Origin of the sequence: Massilia arenae (genome assembly GCF_008014745.1) — a bacterium.
GTDB classification, from domain to species: domain Bacteria; phylum Pseudomonadota; class Gammaproteobacteria; order Burkholderiales; family Burkholderiaceae_D; genus Telluria; species Telluria arenae.
Map to the genome: position 1 here is coordinate 96442 of NZ_VPFD01000011.1, position 25087 is coordinate 121528.

Below are 25087 nucleotides of genomic sequence, written 5' to 3' on the forward strand. Positions count from 1 at the left end.
AGGTTAGCCATGTGCGGTATCGTCGGAGCAGTCGCCAAGCGTAATATCACCCCCGTCCTGATCGAGGGCCTGAAACGCCTCGAATACCGGGGTTACGACTCCTGTGGCGTCGCCATCCACCTCGATGGCCGCCTGACCCGCTCGCGCTCCACCTCGCGCGTGGCCGACCTCGAATCGCAGGTCAAAGAGGCCAGCCTCGATGGCTTCACCGGCATCGCCCACACGCGCTGGGCCACCCACGGCGCCCCGGCGTCGCACAATGCCCACCCGCACTTCTCGCCGACCGAAGACAATGCGCGCATCGCACTTGTCCACAACGGCATTATCGAAAACCACGACGAGCTGCGCGACGAACTCACCAAGCTGGGCTACAAGTTCACGAGCCAGACCGACACCGAGGTCATCGCCCACCTGGTCGACCACCTGTACACCGGCGACCTGTTCGAGACCGTGCAGCAAGCCGTCAAGCGCCTGCAGGGCGCCTACGCCATCGCCGTGTTCTGCCGCGAAGAACCGCACCGCGTGATCGCCGCGCGCCAGGGCTCGCCGCTGATCGTCGGCGTGGGCAAGGACGAGAACTTCGTCGCTTCCGACGCGATGGCGCTGGCCGGCACCACCGACCAGATCATCTATCTGGAAGAAGGCGACGTGGTCGACCTGCAACTGGCCCGCTACTGGATCGTCGACGTCGATGGCCGCCCGGTCGAGCGCGAAGTGAAAACCGTGCACGCCCACACCGGCGCGGCCGAGCTCGGCCCATACCGCCACTATATGCAGAAAGAGATCTTCGAGCAGCCGCGCGTCATCGGCGACACCCTCGAAGGCGTGACCGGCGTGATGCCGGAACTGTTCGGCGACGGCGCCTACGCCGTGTTCAAGAAGATCGACCGCGTGCTGATCCTGGCCTGCGGTACCAGCTACTACGCCGGTCTGACCGCCAAGTACTGGATCGAATCGGTGGCCAAGGTGCCGGTCAACGTCGAAATCGCCAGTGAATACCGCTACCGCGACAGCGTGCCGCACCCCGACACCCTGGTGGTGACCATCTCGCAGAGCGGCGAAACGGCCGACACCCTGGCCGCACTCAAGCACGCACGCAGCCTCGGCATGAACCACACGCTGACCATCTGCAACGTCTCGACCAGCGCCATGGTGCGCGAGTGCCAGCTGGCCTACATCACCCGCGCCGGCGTTGAAGTCGGCGTGGCCTCGACCAAGGCCTTCACTACCCAACTGGCGGCCCTGTTCCTGTTGACCCTGACCCTGGCGCAAGTCAACGGCCGTCTGACCGACGCCGAGGAAGCCGAGCACCTCAAGATGATGCGCCACCTGCCGGTCGCCCTGTCGTCGGTGCTGGCGCTCGAGCCGCAGATCATCGCCTGGGCCGAGGAATTCGCGCGCAAGGAGAACGCCCTGTTCCTGGGCCGCGGCATCCACTACCCGATCGCCCTGGAAGGCGCGCTGAAGCTCAAGGAAATCTCGTACATCCACGCCGAGGCCTACCCGGCCGGCGAACTGAAGCACGGCCCGCTGGCGCTGGTGACCGAAGAGATGCCGGTGGTAACGATCGCGCCGAACGATGCACTGCTGGAAAAACTGAAATCGAATATGCAGGAAGTGCGCGCGCGTGGCGGCCAGCTGTACGTGTTCGCCGACGTCGATTCGCGCATCACCTCGGGCGATGGGCTGCACGTGATCCGCCTGCCGGAACACTATGGCCTGCTGTCGCCGATCCTGCACGTGGCGGCGCTGCAGCTGCTGGCGTATCACACGGCGCTGGCGCGCGGTACCGATGTGGATAAGCCGCGTAATCTGGCGAAGTCGGTGACGGTCGAGTAAAGACTGGCGGCGCAAGTCCTGCCAAAACAAAAGCCCATGACCTTCCGGTCCATGGGCTTTTTGCTGTCGAGTTCACGCGTTGCCTGGTCAGCTGTCGTCAACTTGTGCGCCACGCTTGCCCCAGAAGCTGCTCGTCGCGTGCATCGACCGCCCAATCTCCCAAGCCCGTCCCGTTCGCCGCCAGCATGGAGGCGCCAAGCGTGTCTCCGCTCAGCTTCAGAATACCGATCCCCCACGGACTGGTCACCAGGATTTCATCGCGGCCGTCCCCATCATAATCCGCTGCCAGACCAAATTGGTTGCAGGAACTGTCGAGCAGCCAAGCCCCGAGTTGGGTACCGTTGGGCGCCAGCATGGACGACGTCATCGTATTGCCCGCCTGTTTCAGTATGCCGATGCCCCAGGCACTGGTGACGAGCAGTTCGACCTTGCCATCCCCATCGTAATCCGCCGCCGGCCCGAAACGATTGGCCCCACCATCGACGAGCCAGCCACCGAAGCGCGTGCCGGTAGGCTGCATCATCGGCGCATCCAGCGTTCCTCCCGTCAGCTTCAATAGAGCCAGGCCCCACGCACTGGTGACCAGGGTTTCGGCACGCCCGTCCCCATCGTAGTCGCCTGCTAGCCCGAACCGGTTGAGCGAGGTGTCGAGCACCCAGCCACCGAAGCGCGTCCCGTTGGGCGCCATCATGCACGTCTGGAGCGTTCCACCTGCCAGCTTCAGGATGCCGACGCCCCAGGCACTGGAAACCAGGATTTCGTCGCTGCCGTCCCCGTCATAATCCGCGTGTTCGCAATCTGGAAGGAGTCGAAAGAGAAATCGTATATGGCTGAACTCATGATTTTCCCCCATAGCATTTATAGACGAACCAGCCGGATAAACAGCGTCGTGTTAATTGTTCGACCAGCGTAGGCGAGGGAGGTTTTCAGGCTGAACCGGCACAGAATCGGTTTTTGTCGCCAGCGCCATCGCCATCCCAGACTGACGATGCCGATTTCCATCAGCGCATGCCCCCCGAACCCAGGATGATCTCGCCCGTCACCCACCCGGCGTCGTCGGACGCAAGAAAGGCAACGATCGGCGCGATGTCCTGCACCTGGCCAACGCGGCCGAGCGGTGTGCGTTCCTCGTTCCAGGCCTGGAAGTCGGATCCGATCGCCCCTGCGGCATGGGTGCCTTCGGTGTCGACCAGGCCGGGATTCACGGCATTGACCCGGATGCCGCGCGGACCGAGTTCGCGCGCGAGCACACCGGTGATGGTGTCGATCGCACCCTTTGTGCCGCTGTAGATGGCGCTCTCGGCCGGGAGAACGCTCGTGACGTTCGAACTGATATTGATGATGCTGGCGCCCTCGCCCAGATGCGGCGCGGCGGCGGCGGCGACCAGCAGCGGGCCGAGAACGTTGATATCGAACTGCTTGCGATAGAGTTCTTCGGTGGTCTCTTCGATCCTGGCGAACTGGTAGATGCCGGAGTTGTTCACCACAATGTCCAGGCGCCCGAAATGGTCGATCGCCGCCTTCACCAGCGCTTCGACCTCCGTCTTCCTGGTGACGTCCGCGCCCACCGCGATGGCTTGCCCGCCAGCGGCTTCGATGTCGGCGACCACCTTGTCCGCGCCGTTCCTGCTCGAGGCGTAATTGACGACGACCTTCGCGCCGTCGGCCGCGAGCCGGCGGGCGATGCCCGCGCCAATTCCTTTTGAAGCGCCCGTCACGATGGCGACCTTGTCTTTCAACTTGTTCATGTTTTGATATCCCAATAAGGCTGGCCTGGACCAGCAAGGTTGAGACGCCATGGTGACCCCTACAATATTGTTTGAGAACTGCCATCCATGTATATTCCAAGTACATTTTTGAACGGGTAGCCACGACATGGAATGGAACGACGTCCGCATCTTCCTGGCGGTAGTACGCAGCGGCTCGTTCGGCGAAGCCGCCCGCACGCTGGGCGTGAGCCATCCGACCGTCGGTCGCCGGATCAAGGCGCTCGAAGACGAGGCCGAGCAGGCGCTGTTTCGCCGCACCAGGGATGGACTGGTTCTCACGGATGCCGGGGATGGCGTGCTGGCGCTGGCGGAATCCATGGAAAATTCCGCGCTGGCCATGGAAAGACGTTTGGCGGGCAATCACGAACGCCTCGAGGGCATTCTGCGGATATCTTCGGCAGAGTGGTTTGCAGGCTATGTCCTGGCACCTGTCCTGGCCGAACTGACGCACCGCCATCCGGCCGTCGTGCCGGAAGTCATTGCCAGCTACCGCTTGCTCGATCTGTCGCGGCGCGAGGCCGATGTGGCGTTTCGCCTCGTTCCTTTCAGCGAACCGGACATCGTCCAGCGCCGTCTGATGAGCATCCCATACGGTCTGTATGGCTCGGCCGATACCGCATCCGCACTGCAGGCCGATCCGGCGTCGGTGGGGCTGATCCTGATGAATACGGCGCAGTCGCACTTTCCGGATGTCGCCTGGCTGCTCGACAGGTTTCCTTCATCGCGGCGCGTGTTCACCAGCACGAGCCGGGCCGTCCAGGCACAGATGTGCCTGCAAGGCATGGGTATTGCAGTGCTGCCAAGGCCGCTTGGCGATGCGCTATCTGGATTGCAGCGCATCGACATGCCGGATCAGCCCCCGAGCCGGGATATCTGGGTGGGCTACCACCACGACCTGCGGCATATGGATCGCCTGCGGGCGATGCTGGATATCGCCGATACCATGCTGTCGAATGCCGCGACCGTAACGACATGATCGGATCGTGCTGCAAACAGCAAGAATGGTCAGTGACCGTGCTGGACCGTATCGGTAACCTCTCCTCATTCAATGTACTTTCAATCCATCGAATGGGGAGCAGCAGTGAAGTCAATTTTATTCATCGGTCTCATGGTATTAAGTGGCTTGAACAACGCCCTCGCGCAAGCCAGCCAGGAAACGCCAGGCGCCGACCTGATCGTCCATAACGCCAGGATCCACACCGGCAATCCGGCCCAACCTGCCGCCTCCGCCGTCGCCGTCAAGAACGGCCGCATCTACTCGGTCGGCACCGATGCCGAAGTGCTGGGCCTCAAAAACGCCAACACGAAGATCATCGACTCGCGCGGTCGCCGCCTCATCCCGGGCATCATCGATGCCCACACCCACGTGCTCAACGAACTCGGCTACAACTACACCCTGCGTTGGGATGGCGTGCCGACGCTGCGCCGGGCCCTGCAAATGCTGAGCGAGCAGGCCAAGCGCACCCCGAAAGGCCAATGGGTAAAAGTGGTCGGCGGCTGGTCGCCCTACCAGTTCGAGGAGAATCGCTTCCCCACCATGGACGAACTGCGCAAGGCCGTCCCCAACCACCCTTTGATCGTGCAGTACGCCTACAACCGCGGCTTCATGAACCAGCTGGCGATGGATGCCTTCGGCGTGGGTACCGACAAGTTCCCCAACCTGCCCGGCACCGAGCTGGAAAAGGATGCGCAAGGCCGCTACACCGGTGTGGTCCACGGCTACACCTTCACCTTCATCGCCATGGAAACCATGGTCCCCCAGCTCACCCCGGACGAGGAAGTGAGCTCGCTGGTCCAGATTGTCCATAGTCTCAACCGCGTCGGGGTCACGTCCATCGTCGATGCGGGCACGGGCTTCCGTGGCTATCCCAAGGCCGTGCGCACCGTGGACGCCCTCGCGCGCGACAACCGCCTCAACATCCGCATGCCCTTCATGGACATCCAGTTCGGCGATGGCGCTGACTTCAACGTGGTCGATGCGCAGATCACGGCGATCACGAAGACGGCGCCGATCGCTCCCGGCCACAACCTGCACCCGCACCTGGCCCATGGCCACTCCTACCAGGGCGCCGGCGAGCTGCTGTCGGTGGAAGTGCACGACCACGAGAACTTCGACCGTCCAACGCTCATCATCGAGCCGGCCAAGATGCATCAACTGGTCGAGCGCGATATCTCCAAGCTGGTCCAGCGACGCATTCCCTTCCGCGAGCACATCACCTACGACGAGAACATCACGCCCTTCCTCGATGCGCTCGAAAAGCTCAACCAGAAGATGCCGCTCGACGGCCTGCGCTGGAGCCTCGAACACGCCGAGACCATCAGCCCGGCCAATATCGCACGGGTGAAGGCACTGGGCGGCGGCATCGCCCTGGACACCAAGATGGCGCTGCACGGCGACAGCTTCGTCAAGACCCACGGCCGCGACAAGGCATTGCAGACCCCGCGCCTGCGCCATCTCGTCGACAGCGGGATCCCGCTGGCCATGACCACCGACGCCTTCCGCGCCGCCTCGTTCAATCCGTGGATCGGCATCAGCTGGATGGTGTCCGGGAAGTCGATCTCCGGCGCCGAAATCCTGGCCAAGGACAACCGCCTCACACGTGAAGAAGCCTTGAGGCTGTTCACGCGGAATGCGGCGTGGTTCATCAGCACCGAATCCGAGATGGGCATGATCGCCCCCGGCCACCTCGCCGACTTCGCGCTGCTGGACCGGGATTACTTTGCGGTGCCGGAAGCCCAGATCAAGTCCATTTCCTCGGTCCTGACCGTGATGGATGGCCGGGTGGTGTACGGCGCCCAGGATTACGGGTCGCTGACGCCGGTACTGCCCGAGATCCTGCCTGCCTGGTCACCGATCAAGCACTTCGGCGGCTACTACCAGGCTCGGTGAGGTGAACCTGCGCGCGGCGTGGCTCGGTCTCCCCCTGCTGCTGGCGGCAGACGCCGCGCTGGCGCAGTTCCGGCCATTGCGCTTCGACGACGACGTCAGGGCCCAGCGCCAGGGATGCGCCGAGGGCGGCAGCCGCGCCGCATGCTGGAAAGACCGTCCGCTCGCGGATCACGTGCGTTTGACCATTGGCGGCGACCTGCGCCTGCGCTACGAGCACACCGGCAATCCGCGCTACGGGCTGCAACCCCAGGACCGCTGGGGTGTGCTGATGCATCGCAGTTCCGTCTTCACCGACCTGCGCCTGGGCGAACACTGGCGCGGCTTCGCCCAGCTGTCCAGCTCGACCACCAACGGCCGCGCCGCAGGCCCGTCTCCGGTGGACGAGAACCGGCTCGACCCGACCAATCTGTTCGTCGAGTGGCAGTCGAGCGAAGAAGGCGAAGGCCGCGTCGGCATCCGGGCCGGCATCCAGGAACTGCAGTTCGGCACCGGGCGCGTCATCGACGCCCGCGAGGGGCCCAATGTGCGGCGCAGCTTCGAAGCCGTCCGCGCCTATGCGGTGGGCGGCGCCTGGCGCGTGGATGCCTTCGCCGCGGCGCCGCGCCAGAACCTTCCGGGCAGCTTCGACGACACGCGCTCGCCGAAGCAGAAGCTGCGCGGCGTCTACGCGACCCGCATCGGCGGCATCACTTCCTGGGACCTCTACGCCCTGCATTATGAAGACACCTCTGCCCGCTACGTCCAGGGCGAGGCGCACGAACGCCGCTGGACGGTCGGCGCGCGCCTGTTCGGCAGTCGCGCAGCCTGGGACTGGAATTGGGAGTCCGCATTGCAGGGCGGGCGCTTCGGCGACGCCGAGATCCGCGCCTGGTCGCTCGCCACCGACACCGGCTACACCTTCGATGGCGTGGCCGGCCGGCCTCGAGCCGCGCTGCTCCTCGCCGTCGCCAGCGGCGACAAGAACCCCGACGACGACCGCCTCGGCACCCTCAATTCCATTTACCCGCGCGGGAATTATTTTGGCGACGAAGCGACGCTCGGCCCACGCAACTTCTTCAACATCCATCCGGCGCTGACGGTGCAACTGGCGCCACGGGTCCAATTGAACGCCAGTCTCGATTTCTTCTGGCGCCACAGCACCCGCGACGGCGTGTATGCGCCCAACGGCATGCTGATCCGGCCGGCCGGCGATAGCCGTGCGCGCTACGTGGCGACCATCGCATCGCTCGGCGCCACCTGGACGCCGGCCCCGGGCTGGTCGTCGACGGCGGTGCTCGCCTACGGACAGCCAGGCAGCTTCCTGCGCGAGACCGGCGCCGACGATGTGCTCAGCTTCGTCAGCATCGGCGTGCAATACCGGTTCTGACGTAATGACCCTGAACTACAAGGAGGATAGCCCAATGTTCGAACGAACGATCGATCGTGTCACCCGCATTCCCCCACTGGGCCCCGGCTTCGACGGCGAGCGGCACAAGGCCGCCCTGGTGGTGGCGCCCGGCGACCTGCCTGCCACCGATCCATTCTTCCTGATGGCCGATGACAACATCACACAGGGAGGAGCGTTCGGCGAGGCGCACCCGCATGCCGGCCTCGAGACCGTCACCTTCATGCTGAACGGCACGATGGAAGATACCGGCGGGCGGCTGGAGGAAGGCGACGTCGAATGGATGACGTCCGGCAGCGGCATCGTCCATGCGGAGAACACGATGGTGTCGACCGGCATGCGCCTGTTCCAGCTGTGGCTAATCCTGCCCGAGGCGCAGCGCAATATGCCGCCGCGGGTGCAGGTCCTGCGGCGCGCGGCGATGCCGGTGCACGCCGAGCCTGGCGTCGTGGCGACGGTCTACAGCGGCAAGTCGGGCGACGCGGCGGCGCCGACATTGAATGCGGTTCCCGTGACCCTGATCGATATCCGGCTGGCGCCGGGCGCGGTCTTCGCGGCCCATGTTCCCGCCTCGTATAACGCCTTCGTGGTGGCGCTCGAGGGAGAGTTCACAGCCGGAGCGACGTCCGAAAAACTCGCCGCGGGCACGGTCGGCTGGACGGGCCCGATGGGCGACGGCGACAGTGCGCTCCACTTGCGGGCCGGGGACGATGGCGCGCGCCTGCTGCTGTACGCGGGCCAGCCGCAGAACATCGCGGTGGTGGCGAAAGGCCCGTTCATCGCCGGCTCCAGCGAAGAACTGGCCGGCTATTATGCCGCTTACCGCCATGGCAAATTCCCTCATGCGGGGTCGATGCGGCCCATCGCACCTTAGGCATAGTTGCGCTTGATGCACAAACCTGGGTTTTTGCATTGCCCGTGCACCATGCATAGTTCTAGAAAGAACTAAATCCTGTATAGTCGGGTTCCTGACCGACCGCTTTCGTGCGTCCACGTCACCAGGGGCGCCACGCCGCGCCTGCCGGTGTCTGGATTGCCATTGTCACGCCATGAACATCCAGAACCCCGACCTGATGTACCGCCTGCTCGTCCAGGGGGTGGTCGACTACGCCATCTACATGCTCACGCCCGCCGGCGTCGTCTCCAGCTGGAACGCCGGCGCCCAGCGCGCCAAGGGCTATACCGCGGGCGAGATCGTCGGCCGCCACTACGCCTGCTTCTACGGTGCCGAGGACCGGGATGCCGGCCTGCCCGACACCAACCTCGAGATCGCCACCCGCACCGGCCGCTTCGAAGATCAAGGCTGGCGCGTGCGCAAGGATGGCAGCGCGTTCTGGGCCCACGTCGTGATCGACGCCATCCGCGGCGACGACGGCGTCCTGGTCGGCTTTGCCAAGATCACGCGCGACATCACCGAACGTTACCAGCAGCAGCGCAAGCTGGTCGAGGCCAAGGAGCTGGCCGAGGCCTATAGCCGCCAGATGGCCTCGCTGTCGGACTTCCTCGATTCGGTGATCGCCAACATCCCGGCCAGCGTGCTGGTGCTGGACGTGGCATCGCGCACCATCCTGCTGGCCAACCAGCAGGCGCAGCGCCTGTTCGCCCAGGCCTACGTCGATCTGAAGGGCCTGCCTGTCGGCGATTGCCTGAGCCCGAGCGTGGCCGAGTATGTCGAGCGCCAGACGGCGCATGCGGCGCCCACCAGGGTCGGGCTGGACGACGCCATGCTGGTGGAGACCTCGGTCGGCCCGCGCAGCCTGCGCAGCCGCACGGTGCCGGGCAAGCAGCCCAATGGCGAGGGCGAGTACGTGCTGATCATCACCGAAGACGTAACCGACGAGCTGGCCGCCTATGCGCAGATCCACCACATGGCGCAGCACGACGGCCTGACCAATCTGCCCAACCGCAACCTGTTCAACGAACGCCTCAACGACGCGCTCGCGTCCAGCGCGGAAGATGGCTCCGGCGTGGGCATCCTGTGCCTCGACCTGGACAATTTCAAGAACATCAACGACGCCTACGGCCATGGCTTCGGCGACAAGATCCTGCTGATGCTGGCCAGCCGCCTGCGCAAATGCCTGCGCGACCAGGACACGCTGGCGCGCCTGGGCGGCGACGAGTTCGCCGTGGTCCTGCCGCGCGTCAAGCGCCTGGAAGAGGCACAGCAGGCCGCGCAGCGCCTGATCGAGGCGGTGGCGCCGGCATTCTCGATCGACGGCCACAGCTTCGCGGTCGGCATCAGCGTTGGCATCGCCTTGTCCACACCCGCCGGCAACACGGCCGAGCAGTTGCTGCAGCACTCGGACATGGCCTTGTATGAAGCCAAGCGCAACGGCCGTAACCGGCATGAGGTGTTCCGGCCCGAGATGGAGGCGGCGGCGCGGGTGCGGCGCCAGATCGAGATCGACCTGCGCCGCGCGCTGCACCGCGGCGAGCTGCAGATGCATTATCAACCGATCGTCGAGAAGGCCGGCAACCGCATCTCGGGCTATGAGGCCCTGATCCGCTGGCGGCATCCGGAACGCGGATCGATTCCGCCGATCGACTTCATTCCGATCGCCGAAGAAACCGGCCTGATCCACGAGCTGGGCGCCCGCGCGCTCAACCTCGCTTGCCAAGAAGCGGCGACCTGGACCAATGGCGAAACGATCGCCGTCAACCTGTCGCCGGTGCAGTTCAAGAGCAGCGAACTGGTGAGCATGGTGGCGCTGGCGCTGGCCGATTCGGGCCTGGCGGCCGAGCGGCTGGAACTCGAGATCACCGAATCGGTGTTGCTCGACAATAGCGACGGCAATATCCGCACCCTGAAAGCCCTCAAGAAGCTGGGCGTGCGCATTTCGCTGGACGACTTCGGCACCGGCTATTCCTCGCTGAGCTATCTGCGCTCCTTCCCCTTCGACAAGATCAAGATCGACAAGTCGTTCGTGCAAGAGATCGGACAGAGCCGGGAAGCGATGGCGATCATCCGCGCCATCACGGGTCTTTCCAGCAGCCTGCTGATCGAGACCACGGCCGAGGGCGTGGAGACCGAGGAGCAGCTGCGGCGCCTGATGGAAGAAGGCTGCTCGCACTTCCAGGGCTATCTGTTCGGGCGGCCGGAAGCGGCCGAGAACCGGATGCAGCAGCTCGACTGGCCGGTGGTCTGACTGGACGGCGCGGGCCGGTTGCGCCCGTCATCACGCCATGCCGGCGCCGCATGATGCCGTTCCGCCAAGGCGGACTCGGTACTACTACTGAGTTCGCCACAGGTCGAATACTGAGAGGGCCACGTTTACCGACAGTGGCCCGCGCAAGCCTGATTTGTTTGGGCTATACTCCGCTCAGTCCTCTATAGGACTTCCCGCTCAATGGACGCCAGGGATATCGACTGGCCTGCCTGACAACCCATGTCAGCGCGTCATATCCGTGTTGCCTGCAAGGCCGGTCTGACTGTCATCCAGTTCACCGTTGCCTCGCCTTCGCACTGCGTCGGTTGCCGAGTTTTGTTGCTGTTCTCCAGGATCGCGACAGGTCCCGACAACCCGTTCCTTATCGGTGCATCGATACCGCCAGCAGGCGGTGTGCAGACGTTCCTTTACCGAGCCGTTGAACTTTTTAAATCTGATTGCATGCCAGGCCATCGCAAACATTTTTCAGGTGATACTCGTATGCGTACCTCGCTTCTAGTTGTCCTTTCTTGCTTCATCGTTGCATCTTGCAGCAAAGCACCCGCTCCTTCCAATGACAAGCCGGTCGACGTCGTCCTGATCGGCGCCGGCGTCATGAGCGCCACCCTCGGCACCATGCTCAAGGAACTCGATCCGGAACTGACGATCGAAATGTTCGAGCGCATGGATTCGGTCTCGGCCGAGAGTTCCGATGCGATGAACAATGCCGGCACCGGTCACTCCGGTTTCGCCGAGCTGAACTACACGCCCGAAATGCCGGACGGCACCATCGAGACCAAGAAGGCCGTCGACATCAACGAACAGTTCGAGATCTCGAAGCAGTTCTGGGCCTACCAGGTCAAGAAGGAATACCTGGGCGCGCCGAACACCTTCATCAACAATGTGCCGCACATGGCCTTTGTCTGGGGTGACGACAACATCAACTACCTGCGCAAGCGCTACGCTGCGCTGCAAAAGGAAAACCTGTTCAAGGGCATGCTGTTCAGCGAAGACCACGAGACGATCCGCAAATGGGCGCCGCTGGTCATGAACGGCCGTGATGCGAACCAGAAAGTGGCCGCGACCCGCATGGACATCGGTACCGACGTCAACTACGGCACTCTGACCCGCAGCATGGTCAAGCACCTGACCGGCACCCACGGCATGACCCTGAACCTGCGCAGCCAGGTCGAAGACATCAAGCGCGGCAAGGATGGCTTGTGGAATGTGACCGTCAAGAACCTGGCGGACAACCAGCTCAAGACCGTGAGCGCGAAGTTCGTGTTCATCGGCGCCGGCGGCGGCGCGCTGCCGCTGCTGGAAAAGACCGGCATTCCTGAAGCCAAGGGCTACGGCGGCGTCCCGGTCGGCGGCCAATGGCTGGTGACTACCAACCAGGCGCTGATCGAAGCGCACCACGCCAAGGTGTATGGCAAGGCTTCGGTCGGTTCGCCGCCGATGTCGGTGCCTCACCTCGACACCCGCATCATCGACGGCAAGAAAGCCCTGCTGTTCGGACCGTTCGCGACCTTCTCGACCAAGTTCCTCAAGAACGGTTCGTGGGTCGACCTGCCGGCCTCGATCGGCACCGGCAACGTGCGTCCGATGGTGCAGGCTGGCATCGACAACATCCCGCTGACCAAGTACCTGGTCGAGCAGGTGATGAACTCGCAGGAAGACCGCGTGGCCACCCTGCGTGAGTACCTGCCGGAAGCCAAGCTGGAAGACTGGGAACTGGTCAACGCCGGCCAGCGCGTCCAGATCGTCAAGGACGACCCGAAGAAGGGCGGCCTGCTGCAGTTCGGTACCGAAGTCGTTGCCTCGGCTGACGGCTCCGTGACCGCCCTGCTGGGTGCATCGCCAGGCGCCTCGACCGCCGCGCCGATCATGCTCAAGGTGCTCAAGGCATCGGCCTTCCGCGACAAGCTGGAAACGCCTGCATGGCAAGCGAAGATGCACGAAATGATTCCTTCGTACGGCCGTCACCTGAACGACGACCCGGCCTTCGCCAACCAGATCCGCCAGCAGAGCAGCGCTGCGCTGGGCCTGAAGGCGATTACGCTGGATGTGCCGGCGGCAACGCAGGAGTAATGTTGTAGGCAGCGACTGAGTTCGCTGCAAAAAGCCGTCGTCCCCGCGAAGGCGGGGACCCAAGTTCTGCAAGCGTTTCGACAGCTCTTGCAAACCTGGGTCCCCGCCTCCGCGGGGACGACTTTTTTATGCCAACTAGTTTTTCTTATTTGCGCGCGCGCAGGGTCTCGAGTTCGGCACGCAGATTGCTGCGTTCGCTGCGCGAGTTGTCGAGCGTGGTGCGCAGTTCCTTGATCTCGGCCGCCAGGTTGTCGCGCTCGGTCGTGACGCCGACCAGCTCCATCTGGGCGCGCAGGCGCGCATCCGACTCGGCCGCGGTGGCCGCGACATTGCGCTCGAGCTGCTGGCGCAGGTCGGCCAGCTGGGCATCCTTGCCGTCGATCGCCAGTTGATCCTTGGCCTTGCCGACCAGCGCGTCGGCCGCGATCTGGCGCGCATTGCGCAGCTCGGCCGTCAGGCGCTCGATCTCTTCGTTGCGCTCGTCCGCGATCAGCTGGGCCTGTTCGCGCGCGATCCGCGCATCGCCCAGTTCGGCGTTCAGGCCATCGCGTTCGGCTTCGAGTTCGTTACCGGCCGCGAGCAGCGCATCCATATCGCTCTCGGCGCGCGCCAGCGCATCGCGCATGCCGGCGCCGGCATCCTGCGCATACTGCCGGGCCCAGCGGCCCAGTTCGGCCAGCAGCTCGGGCGGCATCTCGGCCTTCGGCGCCTCGACCGGTTTCGCATGGCTGGCGCGCCAGGTGGCCAGGTGCTGGTGGATGGTCTTGGTCGAGCCGGCGCCGATCAGGCCGCGCACCGCCTCGATCGTAACCTGCTGCTTGTCGTTCTGGAGCGTGTCGGCCGCCTCGATGACGTCGCCGAGCGTCACGTCCAGGTGTGCCATATCCGTTTTCATACCGCGTCAGGATGTTCGTTGTAGGGCTGTCCATCATACGCTAGACGATGGTTTAGTTGCTCAAAAGCATCGCTGGATGCGGTCGAGTGTCGCGGATTTGCCGCTATCTCAGACCGAGGCAGGTGTGGCTAATGCCATGTTGGCAAAATTCTCGTCCAGCCAGGCGCCCAGTGTCTCGCTTCCCGGATCGTCGAGATGCGGCAGCATCGCGGCGTACCAGGCGCGCCCCTCCTCCTGGCCCAGCACGGCGCGCACGATGGGCAGGCTGTTCTGCAGGAAGGTGTCGAACAGCGGCACCCGGCGCGCGAACAGCAAGGTTGCGTCGGTGCAGCCCAGGCCCGTATAGAGCGCGCGCATCTGCTCCAGATACGGCATCGCCCGCGCCGCCTGGCCGGACTGGGTCAGGGCCGAGATGAAGCTGGTCACGATCTGCGGGTCCGGCATCTCGCGAGAGGTGGCGTTGCGTTCGCGCGCCCAGGCGATCCACTCTTCGCCGCGCGCCGTGTCGCCGGTCATGGCGCAGCAGCATCCGGTTTGCAGGGCATTGAAAACGCTCGGCTCTTCGGCGCACAAGGCATTCCAGTAGTGCAGCGATTCGGCCCAGCGCCCCAGGCGCGCGCTGGCCATCGCGCACAGGCGGATCGCATCGATGCGCAAGCCGTCCTGCGTGGCGGCGGCATGGGGCATGGCGCCGGCCAGCGCTTCTTCCAGGCGGCCGGCGCCGAGGTGGTCGATGGCGTCGACCAGTTCCGGCGGGTCAGCCGGCGCCTGTCCGGTTTCCATCGCGGTCGGTGCGCTGCATTCATCGATGATTCGTTCGGCATCCATGCCCGGCAGGCGCAGGTAGGCGATGACCGGTCGTGTGGTCTTCTTTTCCTTTTTTTCGCCACGTTCGACCTGCACATTGTCGATCGAGACGAACGGATCGCCTTCGGTGCGGTACAGCGTCACCGCGCTGTAGCGTGCGGCGTCCGCCTCGACGCCGGCGCCGAGGATCGAAAACAGTTCATGGGGTGCGGTTTCGAGCCGGTGCACGACGACGTGGGGTTCGTCGATCCAGGCGAATCTGCGCGGCAGCTCGAACGGCGTCGCCCAGTTGCCACTCAGCTCGCAGAACGGTTCTTCGGCCGCGCCGCGCGCCAGCGAGCGGGGCAAGGTGGTCAACAGGATGAATTCGACGATCCAGCCGGCGACGAGCGCGCTGCCCTCGATCCGCATCCCCGCGACGTGGCGCACTTCGTTCTCGGCCAGCAGCATCCCGAAGCGCCACATGTCCACGGGAGCCGCGAGCAGCGAAGCGAAGCTGCCCGCGTCGGCGATGGCGAGCCAGGCGGCCCAGTGTGCATACCAGCCCGCGACGCCGATCGCCAGGCCCAATCGGCCCATCCACATGGGGTTGCGCGCCTTGGCCTGGCGCGCCACCTGGCGCGCGGCCACGCCCATGACGACCGCGAAGACGCACATGGCGAACCAGTTGAGCAGGACGAGCGGCGAGTGGATCGTCAGCCAGGCAAACAGCCAGGCCGGGATGACGACCAACAGCGCGCAGGCCGCGGTCGAGACGATCGCCTGCGCAGGCAGGCGACCCGACGGCACGTAGTAGGCTGAGCTCATGGTGCCTCCTCTAGCTTGGGCGCGGGCCGGACCAGGGCCAGCGCGCGCAAGTCCGGCATGTCGTTGCCCACGCAGAGCAGCGGCGCATCGTGTTCGAGCGCGGCGTGCGCGGCCAGCGCCAGCGCGGCAACAAAGGGCACGGCGCCGCATGTGCCGCAGGCTGGGCCGAGGCGGACGATATCGCTGGCGTTGTCGAGGTGCGGCGTGGTGGCGCCGCCGAACTCCATCAGTTCGAGCGCGTGGCGCGTGTCGGCGCCGCTATCGGCGACGACCATCGCGATCGCGGCTGGCGTGATCGCCGCGCCCTGCAGCAGGCGCCCGGCGAGCGTGTTCAGGGGCTGTGGAGACAGGCGTTTGAGGCTGGCGGATGTCGGGTCGCAGGCCTCGGCTTCCAGGCTGAGGTGCGCGATGCCGGCGCCGTCCGCGGCCGGCGCCAGCAGCAGGCCGGCCGCACCCTCGCCGGGGATGCGGCCGCGCGGGTGGAAGGAGGTGAACAGCGTGCCGTTGGCCGACCAGCAGTCGACCGTTTCCTGGCCGACGTGGGAACAGAAGGCGAGCAGGATCGTCGCTGTGGGCGCCGCGCTTTTTTCTGCCTGCTGCGCCATCCGGGCAATGAGCGGCGCCGGGGCCGCTGGTTCGGTCACATCGATGCGGGCAGCAGGCCAGCCGGACTGCGCCAGCAGCTGCCTGCACCACATCGATGCCGCCTGGCGTTGATCGACCTGCCAGTCATCCGGCAGCACCAAGGCCAGTTGCAGCCTGAAAGGCGCGCCTTCGTCCGCGACCAGCAGCCCTGCCGCGCGGTCTGCCAGCTGGCGCAGGACCGTCGTGCCAAGGACGAGTGCGCGCCAGCCTTCGTCGCCGAAACGCGGTGCCGGCGTGGCGTAGCTGTCCAGCCAGTCGGCGATCTCGTCGCGCACCGCTGCGTCGCCGGCCTGTTCGCAGCGTGCGCTCATGACCGGCAAACCGTCGTCGTCTACCAGATCGCGGTCAAGGTCGGCATCGACCTTGTTGGCGGCAAGGGCGGCGTCCAGTTCTTCGGCGGAGGCGCCGTGCGGTGTGCACAGCGCGCCGGCGAGGATGGACAAGGTTGGGCAAGGTCGTTCCTGGACGGCTTCCTGCTGCACTGCCGGCGCGGCGGCGGCCTGAGCGACAGGCTGGCGCGCGAGCAGCCTGCCGCCGATGCGGTTGAGCCAGCCCGGGGCCGGCGGCGTTGCAGTGGTCGTGGTGGTGGACATGGGATCAGACCTGGTCGATGGTGGTTTGCTGGCCGGCGATCAGGGTGGCGCCGCAGGCGGTCTTGTCGCCATGCCGCGCCGCTGCCTTGCCGTCGACGATCAGGGTCGCATCGCCTTCGATGATCGGCCCGGGGCCGTGCTTGGGGCAGCTCGTCTTGTCGCCCATGCGGGCGATGCCGACGCCGTCGATATCGCTGTGGGGCGAGGCTTCCAGCACGACGCCGCCGTGCGAGGTCTTGTCGCCTAGTCTGATCAGTGCTCCTGCCATGCTTGTTCTCCTTTTTTCAGAACGTCAGGACATCACCGCCAGCAGCTCGAGCCTGAGCTCCTTCATGCCGGCCGGGACGTAGATCGAGATCGACTGCGCCTTGAGCATGCGCTCGTACATCGGCCCTTTCGCTTCGAGGATGAAGTAGCAGGTATCGGGCCGCACGGGGATCGCCGCCGGCGGTTGCGGTGTGTACTGCAGGCGCACGCCGGGCAGGGCCGAGAGCACGAACTTCTCGACGTCGTCCGGGGCGCCGATCTTGAAACGCAGCGGCGCCACGTCGACCAGTTCCACCGCCGGGATGTCGGCCGAGACGGCGATATAGAAGGTGGTGTCGTCGTCGATCTTGCCCGAGTCGAGCATGCCGATGTGGTAGCAGGGCCGCACCTCGTTGAGGGCGATGCCGAAGTACTTGGCCGAGATGACCGTGTCGAGCAGCTCGCGGACGATCTGGTGCAGCTTGGCGAAGGCGGGACCGGGATCGTGGTGCTGGTAGGAAGGCAGGTCGGACAGGGTCCAGCTCTTGGAAAAGGTCATCAGGCCGCCGGCCACGTCCAGCAGCGCCTCGAACAGGCGCTCGGGGTGCAGCGCCGGCTGGTTGAAGTGGTGCGACAGCGCCGCATAGGCCGAGCTGGCCGTGTGCAGCAGCCAGAACGACGACATGTCGCCGGAGCGGAATTCGATCACGTTGCGGGTCGGCTCGCGGTGGTGGCCGTACAGCGCGCCGACCTTGGCCTGCAGCGCGTCGAGCAGGCGGCGCAGCTGCTGGAACAGGGCCGGGGCGGCGCCCAGCGACATCGACGGCGGCACCAGCGCAGGATCGAGCTCGAAGCCGCCGGTGGCGCATCTGCGCACGCGCAGCAGGGGAAAGTGGACGTAGGCGTCGCGCGGCTCGAACTCGGACACCAGGCGCAGCGCGCGCTTCAGGTAGGCCAGCTGCACCGGCGCCGCCTGCGTGTAGAGGTCGGGCGTCTCCTCGTTGGCCTGCATGAAGCGGGTCGTGTTGGCGGCCTGCCCCGGCTGCACGAAGTTGGCATTGAAGGGCTTCAGTCCCGGCAGCGCCGCGTAATACGTCACGGCCTGCACCGACTGCTGCAGGCCGCTCAGGTCGACGGTGCCGGGCAGCTCGTCGAGCCCCGGCGCCTCGTACAGCTCGCCGTCCTGGAAGCGCAGCGACAGTCCCTGCACGCGCAGCATGCCGCTGGCGAGGGCTTCGCGGTCGATCTCGAGCGACTCGACCCCCCATGCATACGGATGCGCCGCCTTGACGCCCTTGTACAGGCAATGCTCGTGATAGGCGTCCTGGCGCTGGAAATGCTGCGGGCGCAGCAGCAGGCCTTCTCCCCAGAGAACTTTGCTGGTCATGGCTGTTGTTCCTTCACCTTGTTCTTTGCGAAAGGAAACGATAACGATGAGATGCTGTTGCGCATGTGAACTTGATCAAAGTTTGGCGCTGAATGCCGTGGCAACATGCGATTGATTTTCATCACGCAACACCAGCGTGTACCAACGAGGGGGAATCGATGAAAGGATTCACGCCGGACCTGTTCGACCGCCTGCTCGGCCAGCCGCTGCGCAATGGCGTGGTGGTCGCGCGCCTGAACGTCGAGGAACTGAAGGATGCGGTGGCGCGCGACCTCGAAGCGCTGCTCAACACGCGCTCGACCATCCAGGACGGCGCGCTGGTCGGTTTTCCCGAATGTGGCCAGTCGATGGTCGGTTATGGGCTGTGCGACTTCGCCGACCGTTCGCTGTCCAGTCCCACCGACCGCGCCCACATCTGCACCTGCATCGAAGAGACCATCGCGCGCCATGAGCCGCGGCTGCAGAACGTGAAGGCGCTGCTCGAGGTGCAGGGCGATGGCGGCGCCCCCTCGGTCAACCGCCTGGGTTTCTCGATCACGGGGGTGCTGGTGGGGAGCATGTCGCAGGAGCCGGTCAACTTCGACGCCGTGCTGCAGCCGTCCACGCTCCAGTACAGCATCCGCAAGGCCGGCCGCGCGGGCGCGGCCAATGCCGCCGGCGCCGCATCGTCGGCATCGACAGCGGCGGGAGCCTGAGTTGGACCGGCTGCTGCCCTATTACGAAAGCGAACTGGCCTACCTGCGGCGCAACCTGCGCGAATTCGCCGAGCGCTATCCGCGCATCGCCGGGCGCCTGGCGATCAGCGGCGAAGTATGCGAAGACCCGCATACCGAACGCATGATCGAATCGTTCGCTTTCCTCAACGCGCGCATCGCCAAGCGCCTGGACGACGACTATCCCGAGTTCACCGAGGCGCTGTTCGACGTGCTGTATCCGCATTACCTGCGGCCTTTTCCATCGTGCTCGATCGCGCGCCTGGACGTCGCCGCCGCGGCAAAGCAGCAGACCACGGTGAGCACCATCCCGCGCGGCACCAAGATGACCACGCGTCCGGTGCGCGGCGTGGCTTGCATCTTCCGCACCGTGTACCCGGTCGCGATGGCGCCGCTGGTCCTGGGCCGCGCGACGTTCTCGCCGATCATTCACGCGCCGGATGCGGTGCGCCTGCCGCCCGGCGCCAGCGCCAGCATCAGCCTGTCCCTGAACGTGACCTGCGATGGGGGCGGCATCGAGGCGATCGAGCTGCCGGCGCTGCGCCTGTTCCTCGATGGCGAACCCTCGTTCTGCGCGGCCCTGCGCGACGCGCTGCTGGCGCGCACGGTCGCCGCCTATGCGCAGCCCGAGGGCGGCCACTGGATCGCCCTGCCGGCGCTGCCGGTGCGCGCCGCCGGCTTCGTCGAGGAGGACGCGCTGATCGACTTCCCGGCGCGTTCCCACACCGCCTACCGCCTGCTGACCGAATACTTCTGCTTTCCCGAGAAATTCAACTTCGTCGACCTCGACCTGGCGCTGCTGGCGCGCAGCCTGCCCGCGGGCACGCGCCGCATTACCGTGCACCTGGCCCTGAACGGGATCCGCAGCGACTCGAACCTGGCGCGCATGCTGTCCACCCTGTCGACCAACAACCTGGTGGCGGGCTGCACGCCGGTGATCAACCTGTTCGCCCAGCGCGGCGAACCGATCCGCCTGACCCATGCCACGGCCAGCTATCCGGTGCTGTCCGATGCGCGCCGCGCCTATGCCTACGAGGTCAATGCGATCGACGAGGTAAACCTGGTGCGCCAGACGCCGCAAGGCGAGACAGTGGTGCGGTTCCAGCCCTTCTATTCGCTCAAGCATGCGCAGACGCCCAAGCAGAACGGGCATTATTGGGCCATGCGTCGCGACGACACGATGGCCGAGCAGAGCCCGGGCTTTGAAACCCAGATCTCGATCGTCGACATCGACTTCGACCCGGCCGACGTCGAAACCACGACCCTGAACCTGGAGCTGACCTGCACCAACCGCGACCTGCCGCAGCTGCTCAGCTACGGCCAGCCGGGCGGCGACCTGTTCCTCGAAGGCGGATCCGGCGTGCGCGAGATTTCCTTCTTGCGCAAACCCAGCCCTACCTGGCGCTTCTCGCGCGGGCGCAGCGCGCACTGGCGCCTGATCTCGCTGCTCTCGCTCAACCACCTGTCGCTGGCCGACGGTGGCGTCGACGCCTTCCGCGAGATGCTGGCCCTGCACGACCTGCCGCGCTCGGCGGCGTCGACGCGCCAGGTCGGCGGCATCATGGAGATCGCCTATGTGCCCACCAGCGCCTGGCTGTCCGGGAACCCCTTCAACTGCCTGGTGCGCGGGGTCGAAGTGCGCATCGCGATCGACGAGGAAGCGTTCGTGGGGAGCGGCATCCATGCCTTCGCCCACATCGTCGAGCGCTTCCTGGCGCTGTACGTGCACGCCAACAGCTTCACCCAGCTGGTGATCGTGTCCCACCGATCCAGAGAGGAGTTGCTGCGATGCGGGCCGAGAAGCGGCGAACTGAGTCTCCTGTAATCGAACGCCTGCTGCGCGAGCCGTGGCGCTTCGAGTTCTTCCAGGCGGTGCGCGTGCTCGAGCTGTGGCTCAAGCGCCGCGGCCGCGCGCCGCATGGCCTGGTGGCCGACATGCTGCGCTTCCGGAACACCCTCTCCCTGGGTTTCCCGGCCAGCCAGCTCGAAGCCATCGAACCCGAGCTGCGCGACCTCGAGGTCGGCATGCCCTTCGAGCTGCCGGTCGACGCCGCCGCGCTGGGCGAGGCGGTGCGCGAAGGGACCTTGCGCCGTGTGCACCTGACCCCCGCCTTCATGGGCCTCTTGGGCGCGCATGGCGTGCTGCCGGCCCACTACACCGAGCGCATCGCCGAACACGGGGCGCGCCACAAGAACGAGGAAGAGGACGACGGCCCGCGCGCCTTCCTGGACGCGTTCTCGAACCGCTCGCTGGCGCTGTTCTACGAAGCCTGGCGCAAGTACCGCCTGCCGTTCAAGTACCAGCTGGACGGCCAGGATGCCTTCCTGCCCCTGCTCCTGTCCCTGGCCGGCCTGGGCGACGCCGCGCTGCGCCGGCGCCTGGCGGACGAAGCCGACGGCGCCGTGCTGGACGAATCGATCGGGTATTTCGCGGCCGCGATCCGGCACCGGCCGGTGTCGGCCGTGCAGCTGGCGCGGGTGCTGTCGGAATACTTCGGCGAGCAGGTCGAGGCCGAGCAGTTCATCGGTTCCTGGTACGACGTGCCGCCGGCGCAGCAGACCACGCTGGGCCAGGACAGCGCCGTCCTCGGCGCGCGCGCGATCGCCGGCGCGCGCGTCTGGCAGCGCAGCCTGCGCCTGCGCCTGGTCGTGGGGCCGCTGGGGCATGCCGGCTTCCAGGGCTTCCTGCCGGGCGGCCTGGCGGCGCGGGCCCTCGGCAGCGTGCTGGCGCTGTTCACCGGCGTCGCCTTCGAATACGAAGTCGAGGTGGTCTTGCGCGCCGCCGACGTCCACAACACCACGCTCGACGACCTGCATCCCGGCCGCCTCGGCTGGGACGCCTTCCTGGTGCTGGACGCCCCGCCGGGCGACCGCCACGACGTGCGCTATGCGCTGAACGCAGCCTGATTCGCCTACGCGTCTGTCGAACGCACCCACCGGCGCCCGATGGCGTATCCTGATGATGTCAGGCTTTGCGCCTCAATGAACGGGAATGGTGATGAGCGAACGTATCATCTCGGCGATCAAGCTGGGCGGCCAGCAACTGGCCGCCGTGGTCACGCTGCCGGGGCCGGAGCGCTACGAGTACTTCATCAAGCGCGTCGCCGACGCGCGCGAGGTGTGGGGGCTGTACCAGGACGGCTGGGCCCTGGCCAAGACCGACGACGGCACCCTGGTGTTTCCGATGTGGCCGGCGAGCGACTACGCCAGCCTGTGCGCCGAATACGAATGGGACGGCTATGACGCCCAGGCGTTCTCGCTCGAAGAGCTGATCGACGAACTGCTGCCGCAGCTGGAAGAAGACCGGGTCTTGCCGGGCGTGTTCTATACCCCGGGCGACAAGGGCATCACGCCCAGCGTGGTCCAGCTGATTGGCGACCTGGAAGATGAACTGAGGAGGACGTAGGGTTTACATCCGCCCCAGCAACTCCTCCACCACCTCCAGCTGCACCGGCTTGGTCAGATGGTGGTCGAAGCCGGCCTCGCTCGAGCGCTGGCGGTCGCTCTCGGCGCCCCAGCCGGTCAGGGCCACCAGCACGATCCCATCCAGTTCCTCCATGGCGCGCATGGCGCGCGCCGTGTCGTAGCCGCTCATGCCCGGCATGCCGATGTCGAGGAAGGCGACGCGCGGGCGAAACTCGCGCGCCGCTTCCAGCGCCGCGTGGCCGTCGTGCGCCACCCGGGTGACGTGGCCCGACGCGTCCAGGATCATCGACAGCGTCAGCGCGGCATCGACGTTGTCGTCCACCACCAGCACTTTCAGACCGGCGCCGCCGTCGCGGCCCGGCACGTCCCCGTCCTGCGGGTGGGGAGCCTGGTTGTCGGCCACCTCCGCCAGCGGCAGGCGCACCGTGAACACGCTGCCGGCATTCGCGCCGCCGCTCTGGGCCACCACGCTGCCGCCATGCATCTCGACCAGGCGCCGCACCAGCGACAGGCCGATACCGAGCCCGCCCTGCGAGCGGTCGACGGTGCGGCCGATCTGGCTGAACATGTCGAACACGCCGGCCAGCGCGTCGCCCGCGATCCCGACACCGGTGTCGCTCACGGCGATCACCGCGTCCACTTTCTCGCGCCGCACCGACAGCCGGATGCGGCCGCGCGCCGGCGTGTACTTGGCGGCGTTGTTGAGCAGGTTGGCCACCACCTGGGCGATGCGGGTGGCGTCGGCGTCCACCAGCAGCGGCAGGTCGGGCACGTCCACCTCGAGCGCGTGCTGGCCGGCCTCGATCAGCGGCAGGCTGGTCTCGACCGCACTGGCCAGGATCGCGCGCAGGTCGGCGCGCTGGCGCTTGAGTTCGAGCTTGCCGCCGCTGATGCGGGCCACGTCGAGCAGGTCGTCGATCAGGTGCACCATGTGGCCGACCTGGCGTTCCATCATCTCCCTGACCTTGCCGACCGCCGCCGGATTGTCGCCGCCCAGGCGCATCACCGACAGGCCGTTGCGGATCGGCGCCAGCGGGTTGCGCAGTTCGTGCGCCAACGTGGCCAGGAACTCGGTCTTGCGGCGGTCGGCCTCGGCCAGGTCGTCGGCCAGCCGGCGCAACTCTCCCTCGGCGCGCTTGCGCGCCGAGACGTCGGAAAACAGCAGCGCCACCTTGCGGCTGTCGGCGCCGCCGATGCGGTTGGCGTACACGTCGAACCAGCGGCCCATGGCCGGCGCCTCGTTCTCGAAGCTCGCGGGAATGCCGGTCAGCGCCACCCGGCCATAGGTCTCGAACCAGAAGTCGTCCAGCTCGGGCAGCATCTCGCGCGCGGTGCGGCCGACGGCATCCACCAGGCCGGTGTGGCGCTCGAACATCGGGTTCATCTCCAGGAAGCGGTAGTCGACCGCCTTGCCGCCGGCGTCGAAGATCATCTCGAAGATGCAGAAGCCCTGGTCGACCGATTCGAACAGGGTACGGTAGCGTTCCTCGCTGGCGCGCAGCCGCTCCTGCACCTGCTTGCTCTCGGTGGTGTCGAGCACGATGGCGACCAGGCCCTCGAACTCGCCGTCGGGGCCGCGCAGGGCATTGACGCTGCTGGTGGCCGAGACCAGCGAGCCGTCCCTGTGCAGGTAGTACTTGTCGAGCGCCACGCCGGGGGCGCCGGCCTTCAGGCGCTCGAGCGCGTCCTGGGTCTGGGCGCGCGACTGCGGCGCAGTAACCTCGGCCACGCTCATGCCGAGTAGCTCGGCCTCGCTGCGGCCCACCATCGCGCAATACTTCTGGTTCGCCAGCACGATGCGGCCCGCGGTGTCCAACTGAACCACCCCGGTGGCGGCCTGGCTGACGATCTTCTCGAAGCGCTCGCGGCTGGCGTGCAGCGCGCGCTCGGCTTCCTTGCGTTCGGCATCGAGCCGCATCTGCTCGGTGATGTCGCGCGAGATGACCAGTAAGCGCGTCTCCTGGCCGTCGCTTGCGGCGGTGCGGGTGACCATCACGTCCCACCATTTGGGCCTGCCCTTGACCGTCGCGCAGGCGGCGCTGAAATGCCCGGTGCCGCCGGCGCGCGCCGCGTCCAGCGCCGCGTCGATGACCGCGCGGGATGACTGCGGCCAATAGGCCGTCCACGGCTTGCCGCGCACCGTCTCGATGTCATCGATCTCCATCGAGAGCAGGCCATTGCGATTGATGGCCAACACCACGCCGTCCATGTCGAGCAGTTTCACGCAATCGGGAATCGCTTCGAACAGCGTCCATCCCAGGGTAATCGTGTCCTGCTGCGTCGTGGTGGCGCGGTTTTCCTGCATCTGTATGTTTCCCGATAAAAACGTCATCTATACCACAGCGGCCGCGCTATCGGCGTCGGCGTCCAGTGAATGACACGGAAATCTTGACGATGCCGCCGAGAAAAGCACAAGCGTGCCGCTCCCCTGTCATCAAACTGTGATCAA

At 66.0% G+C, this 25087-nt stretch carries 19 protein-coding genes; 11 read left to right on the plus strand and 8 right to left on the minus strand.

The window, feature by feature from the left end:
- Nucleotides 1-9: 9 nt before the first annotated feature.
- Nucleotides 10-1839, plus strand: coding sequence for a glutamine--fructose-6-phosphate transaminase (isomerizing) (glmS, locus tag FVD38_RS11690; RefSeq protein ID WP_147934963.1), 1830 nt, complete (start codon nt 10-12; stop codon nt 1837-1839).
- 97 nt (nt 1840-1936) lie between these two features.
- Here glmS and FVD38_RS11695 read toward each other — a convergent pair whose 3' ends face one another.
- Nucleotides 1937-2692 carry an FG-GAP repeat domain-containing protein gene (locus FVD38_RS11695; protein WP_147934964.1) on the minus strand — a complete coding sequence of 252 codons (756 nt, stop codon included), beginning with the start codon at nt 2690-2692 and terminating at the stop codon, nt 1937-1939.
- A gap of 148 nt (nt 2693-2840) precedes the next feature.
- The gene (locus FVD38_RS11700) at nt 2841-3587 is read right to left on the minus strand and encodes a glucose 1-dehydrogenase (protein WP_147934965.1); all 747 of its coding nucleotides are present in this window, start codon (nt 3585-3587) and stop codon (nt 2841-2843) included.
- Between the two features lie 127 nt (nt 3588-3714).
- On the opposite strand from FVD38_RS11700, the gene FVD38_RS11705 reads away from it, so the two are divergent.
- From FVD38_RS11705 to mqo, 6 genes are all read left to right on the plus strand, one after another.
- The gene (locus tag FVD38_RS11705) at nt 3715-4584 is read left to right on the plus strand and encodes a LysR family transcriptional regulator (protein WP_147934966.1); all 870 of its coding nucleotides are present in this window, start codon (nt 3715-3717) and stop codon (nt 4582-4584) included.
- Between the two features lie 147 nt (nt 4585-4731).
- On the plus strand, nt 4732-6498 hold the full coding sequence (locus FVD38_RS11710) for an amidohydrolase (protein ID WP_229493597.1): 1767 nt from the start codon (nt 4732-4734) through the stop codon (nt 6496-6498).
- A gap of 1 nt (nt 6499) precedes the next feature.
- On the plus strand, nt 6500-7864 hold the full coding sequence (locus tag FVD38_RS11715; RefSeq protein ID WP_187271556.1) for an alginate export family protein: 1365 nt from the start codon (nt 6500-6502) through the stop codon (nt 7862-7864).
- 34 nt (nt 7865-7898) lie between these two features.
- On the plus strand, nt 7899-8756 hold the full coding sequence (locus FVD38_RS11720; protein ID WP_147934968.1) for a pirin family protein: 858 nt from the start codon (nt 7899-7901) through the stop codon (nt 8754-8756).
- A 175-nt stretch (nt 8757-8931) separates the two neighbouring features.
- Nucleotides 8932-11028 carry a sensor domain-containing protein gene (locus FVD38_RS11725; protein WP_147934969.1) on the plus strand — a complete coding sequence of 699 codons (2097 nt, stop codon included), beginning with the start codon at nt 8932-8934 and terminating at the stop codon, nt 11026-11028.
- Between the two features lie 501 nt (nt 11029-11529).
- Nucleotides 11530-13119 carry a malate dehydrogenase (quinone) gene (gene mqo, locus FVD38_RS11730; RefSeq protein ID WP_147934970.1) on the plus strand — a complete coding sequence of 530 codons (1590 nt, stop codon included), beginning with the start codon at nt 11530-11532 and terminating at the stop codon, nt 13117-13119.
- A 145-nt stretch (nt 13120-13264) separates the two neighbouring features.
- Here mqo and FVD38_RS11735 read toward each other — a convergent pair whose 3' ends face one another.
- The 5 genes from FVD38_RS11735 to tssK all read right to left on the minus strand — a co-directional run bounded on the left by FVD38_RS11735 (nt 13265) and on the right by tssK (nt 18499).
- A complete protein-coding gene (locus tag FVD38_RS11735) occupies nt 13265-14002 on the minus strand; it encodes a DNA-binding protein (protein ID WP_229493598.1) in 738 nt (245 codons plus the stop codon).
- Nucleotides 14003-14122: 120 nt separating this feature from the next.
- The gene (locus FVD38_RS11740) at nt 14123-15628 is read right to left on the minus strand and encodes a hypothetical protein (protein WP_147934972.1); all 1506 of its coding nucleotides are present in this window, start codon (nt 15626-15628) and stop codon (nt 14123-14125) included.
- Complete coding sequence (locus FVD38_RS11745) at nt 15625-16866, minus strand: hypothetical protein (protein WP_147934973.1); 1242 nt, start codon at nt 16864-16866, stop codon at nt 15625-15627. Before FVD38_RS11745 ends, FVD38_RS11740 begins: the two co-directional genes overlap by 4 nt.
- A gap of 4 nt (nt 16867-16870) precedes the next feature.
- Complete coding sequence (locus tag FVD38_RS11750; RefSeq protein WP_147934974.1) at nt 16871-17134, minus strand: PAAR domain-containing protein; 264 nt, start codon at nt 17132-17134, stop codon at nt 16871-16873.
- 24 nt (nt 17135-17158) lie between these two features.
- Nucleotides 17159-18499 (minus strand): type VI secretion system baseplate subunit TssK, encoded by a 1341-nt coding sequence (gene tssK / locus FVD38_RS11755; RefSeq protein WP_147934975.1) that lies wholly within the window; start codon nt 18497-18499, stop codon nt 17159-17161.
- Between the two features lie 158 nt (nt 18500-18657).
- Between tssK and tssE the strand changes: the two genes are divergently transcribed.
- The 4 genes from tssE to FVD38_RS11775 all read left to right on the plus strand — a co-directional run bounded on the left by tssE (nt 18658) and on the right by FVD38_RS11775 (nt 22618).
- On the plus strand, nt 18658-19194 hold the full coding sequence (gene tssE, locus FVD38_RS11760; RefSeq protein WP_147934976.1) for a type VI secretion system baseplate subunit TssE: 537 nt from the start codon (nt 18658-18660) through the stop codon (nt 19192-19194).
- 1 nt (nt 19195) lies between these two features.
- On the plus strand, nt 19196-21037 hold the full coding sequence (tssF, locus tag FVD38_RS11765; protein WP_147934977.1) for a type VI secretion system baseplate subunit TssF: 1842 nt from the start codon (nt 19196-19198) through the stop codon (nt 21035-21037).
- Nucleotides 21001-22119 carry a type VI secretion system baseplate subunit TssG gene (gene tssG, locus FVD38_RS11770; RefSeq protein ID WP_147934978.1) on the plus strand — a complete coding sequence of 373 codons (1119 nt, stop codon included), beginning with the start codon at nt 21001-21003 and terminating at the stop codon, nt 22117-22119. Before tssF ends, tssG begins: the two co-directional genes overlap by 37 nt.
- Nucleotides 22120-22210: 91 nt before the next feature.
- On the plus strand, nt 22211-22618 hold the full coding sequence (locus tag FVD38_RS11775; RefSeq protein ID WP_005664212.1) for a DUF2750 domain-containing protein: 408 nt from the start codon (nt 22211-22213) through the stop codon (nt 22616-22618).
- 3 nt (nt 22619-22621) lie between these two features.
- Here the strand turns inward: FVD38_RS11775 and FVD38_RS11780 are convergent, their stop codons facing one another.
- Nucleotides 22622-24943: a hybrid sensor histidine kinase/response regulator gene (locus tag FVD38_RS11780; protein WP_147934979.1), complete on the minus strand. Its 2322-nt coding sequence runs from the start codon at nt 24941-24943 to the stop codon at nt 22622-22624.
- Nucleotides 24944-25087 lie beyond the last annotated feature (144 nt).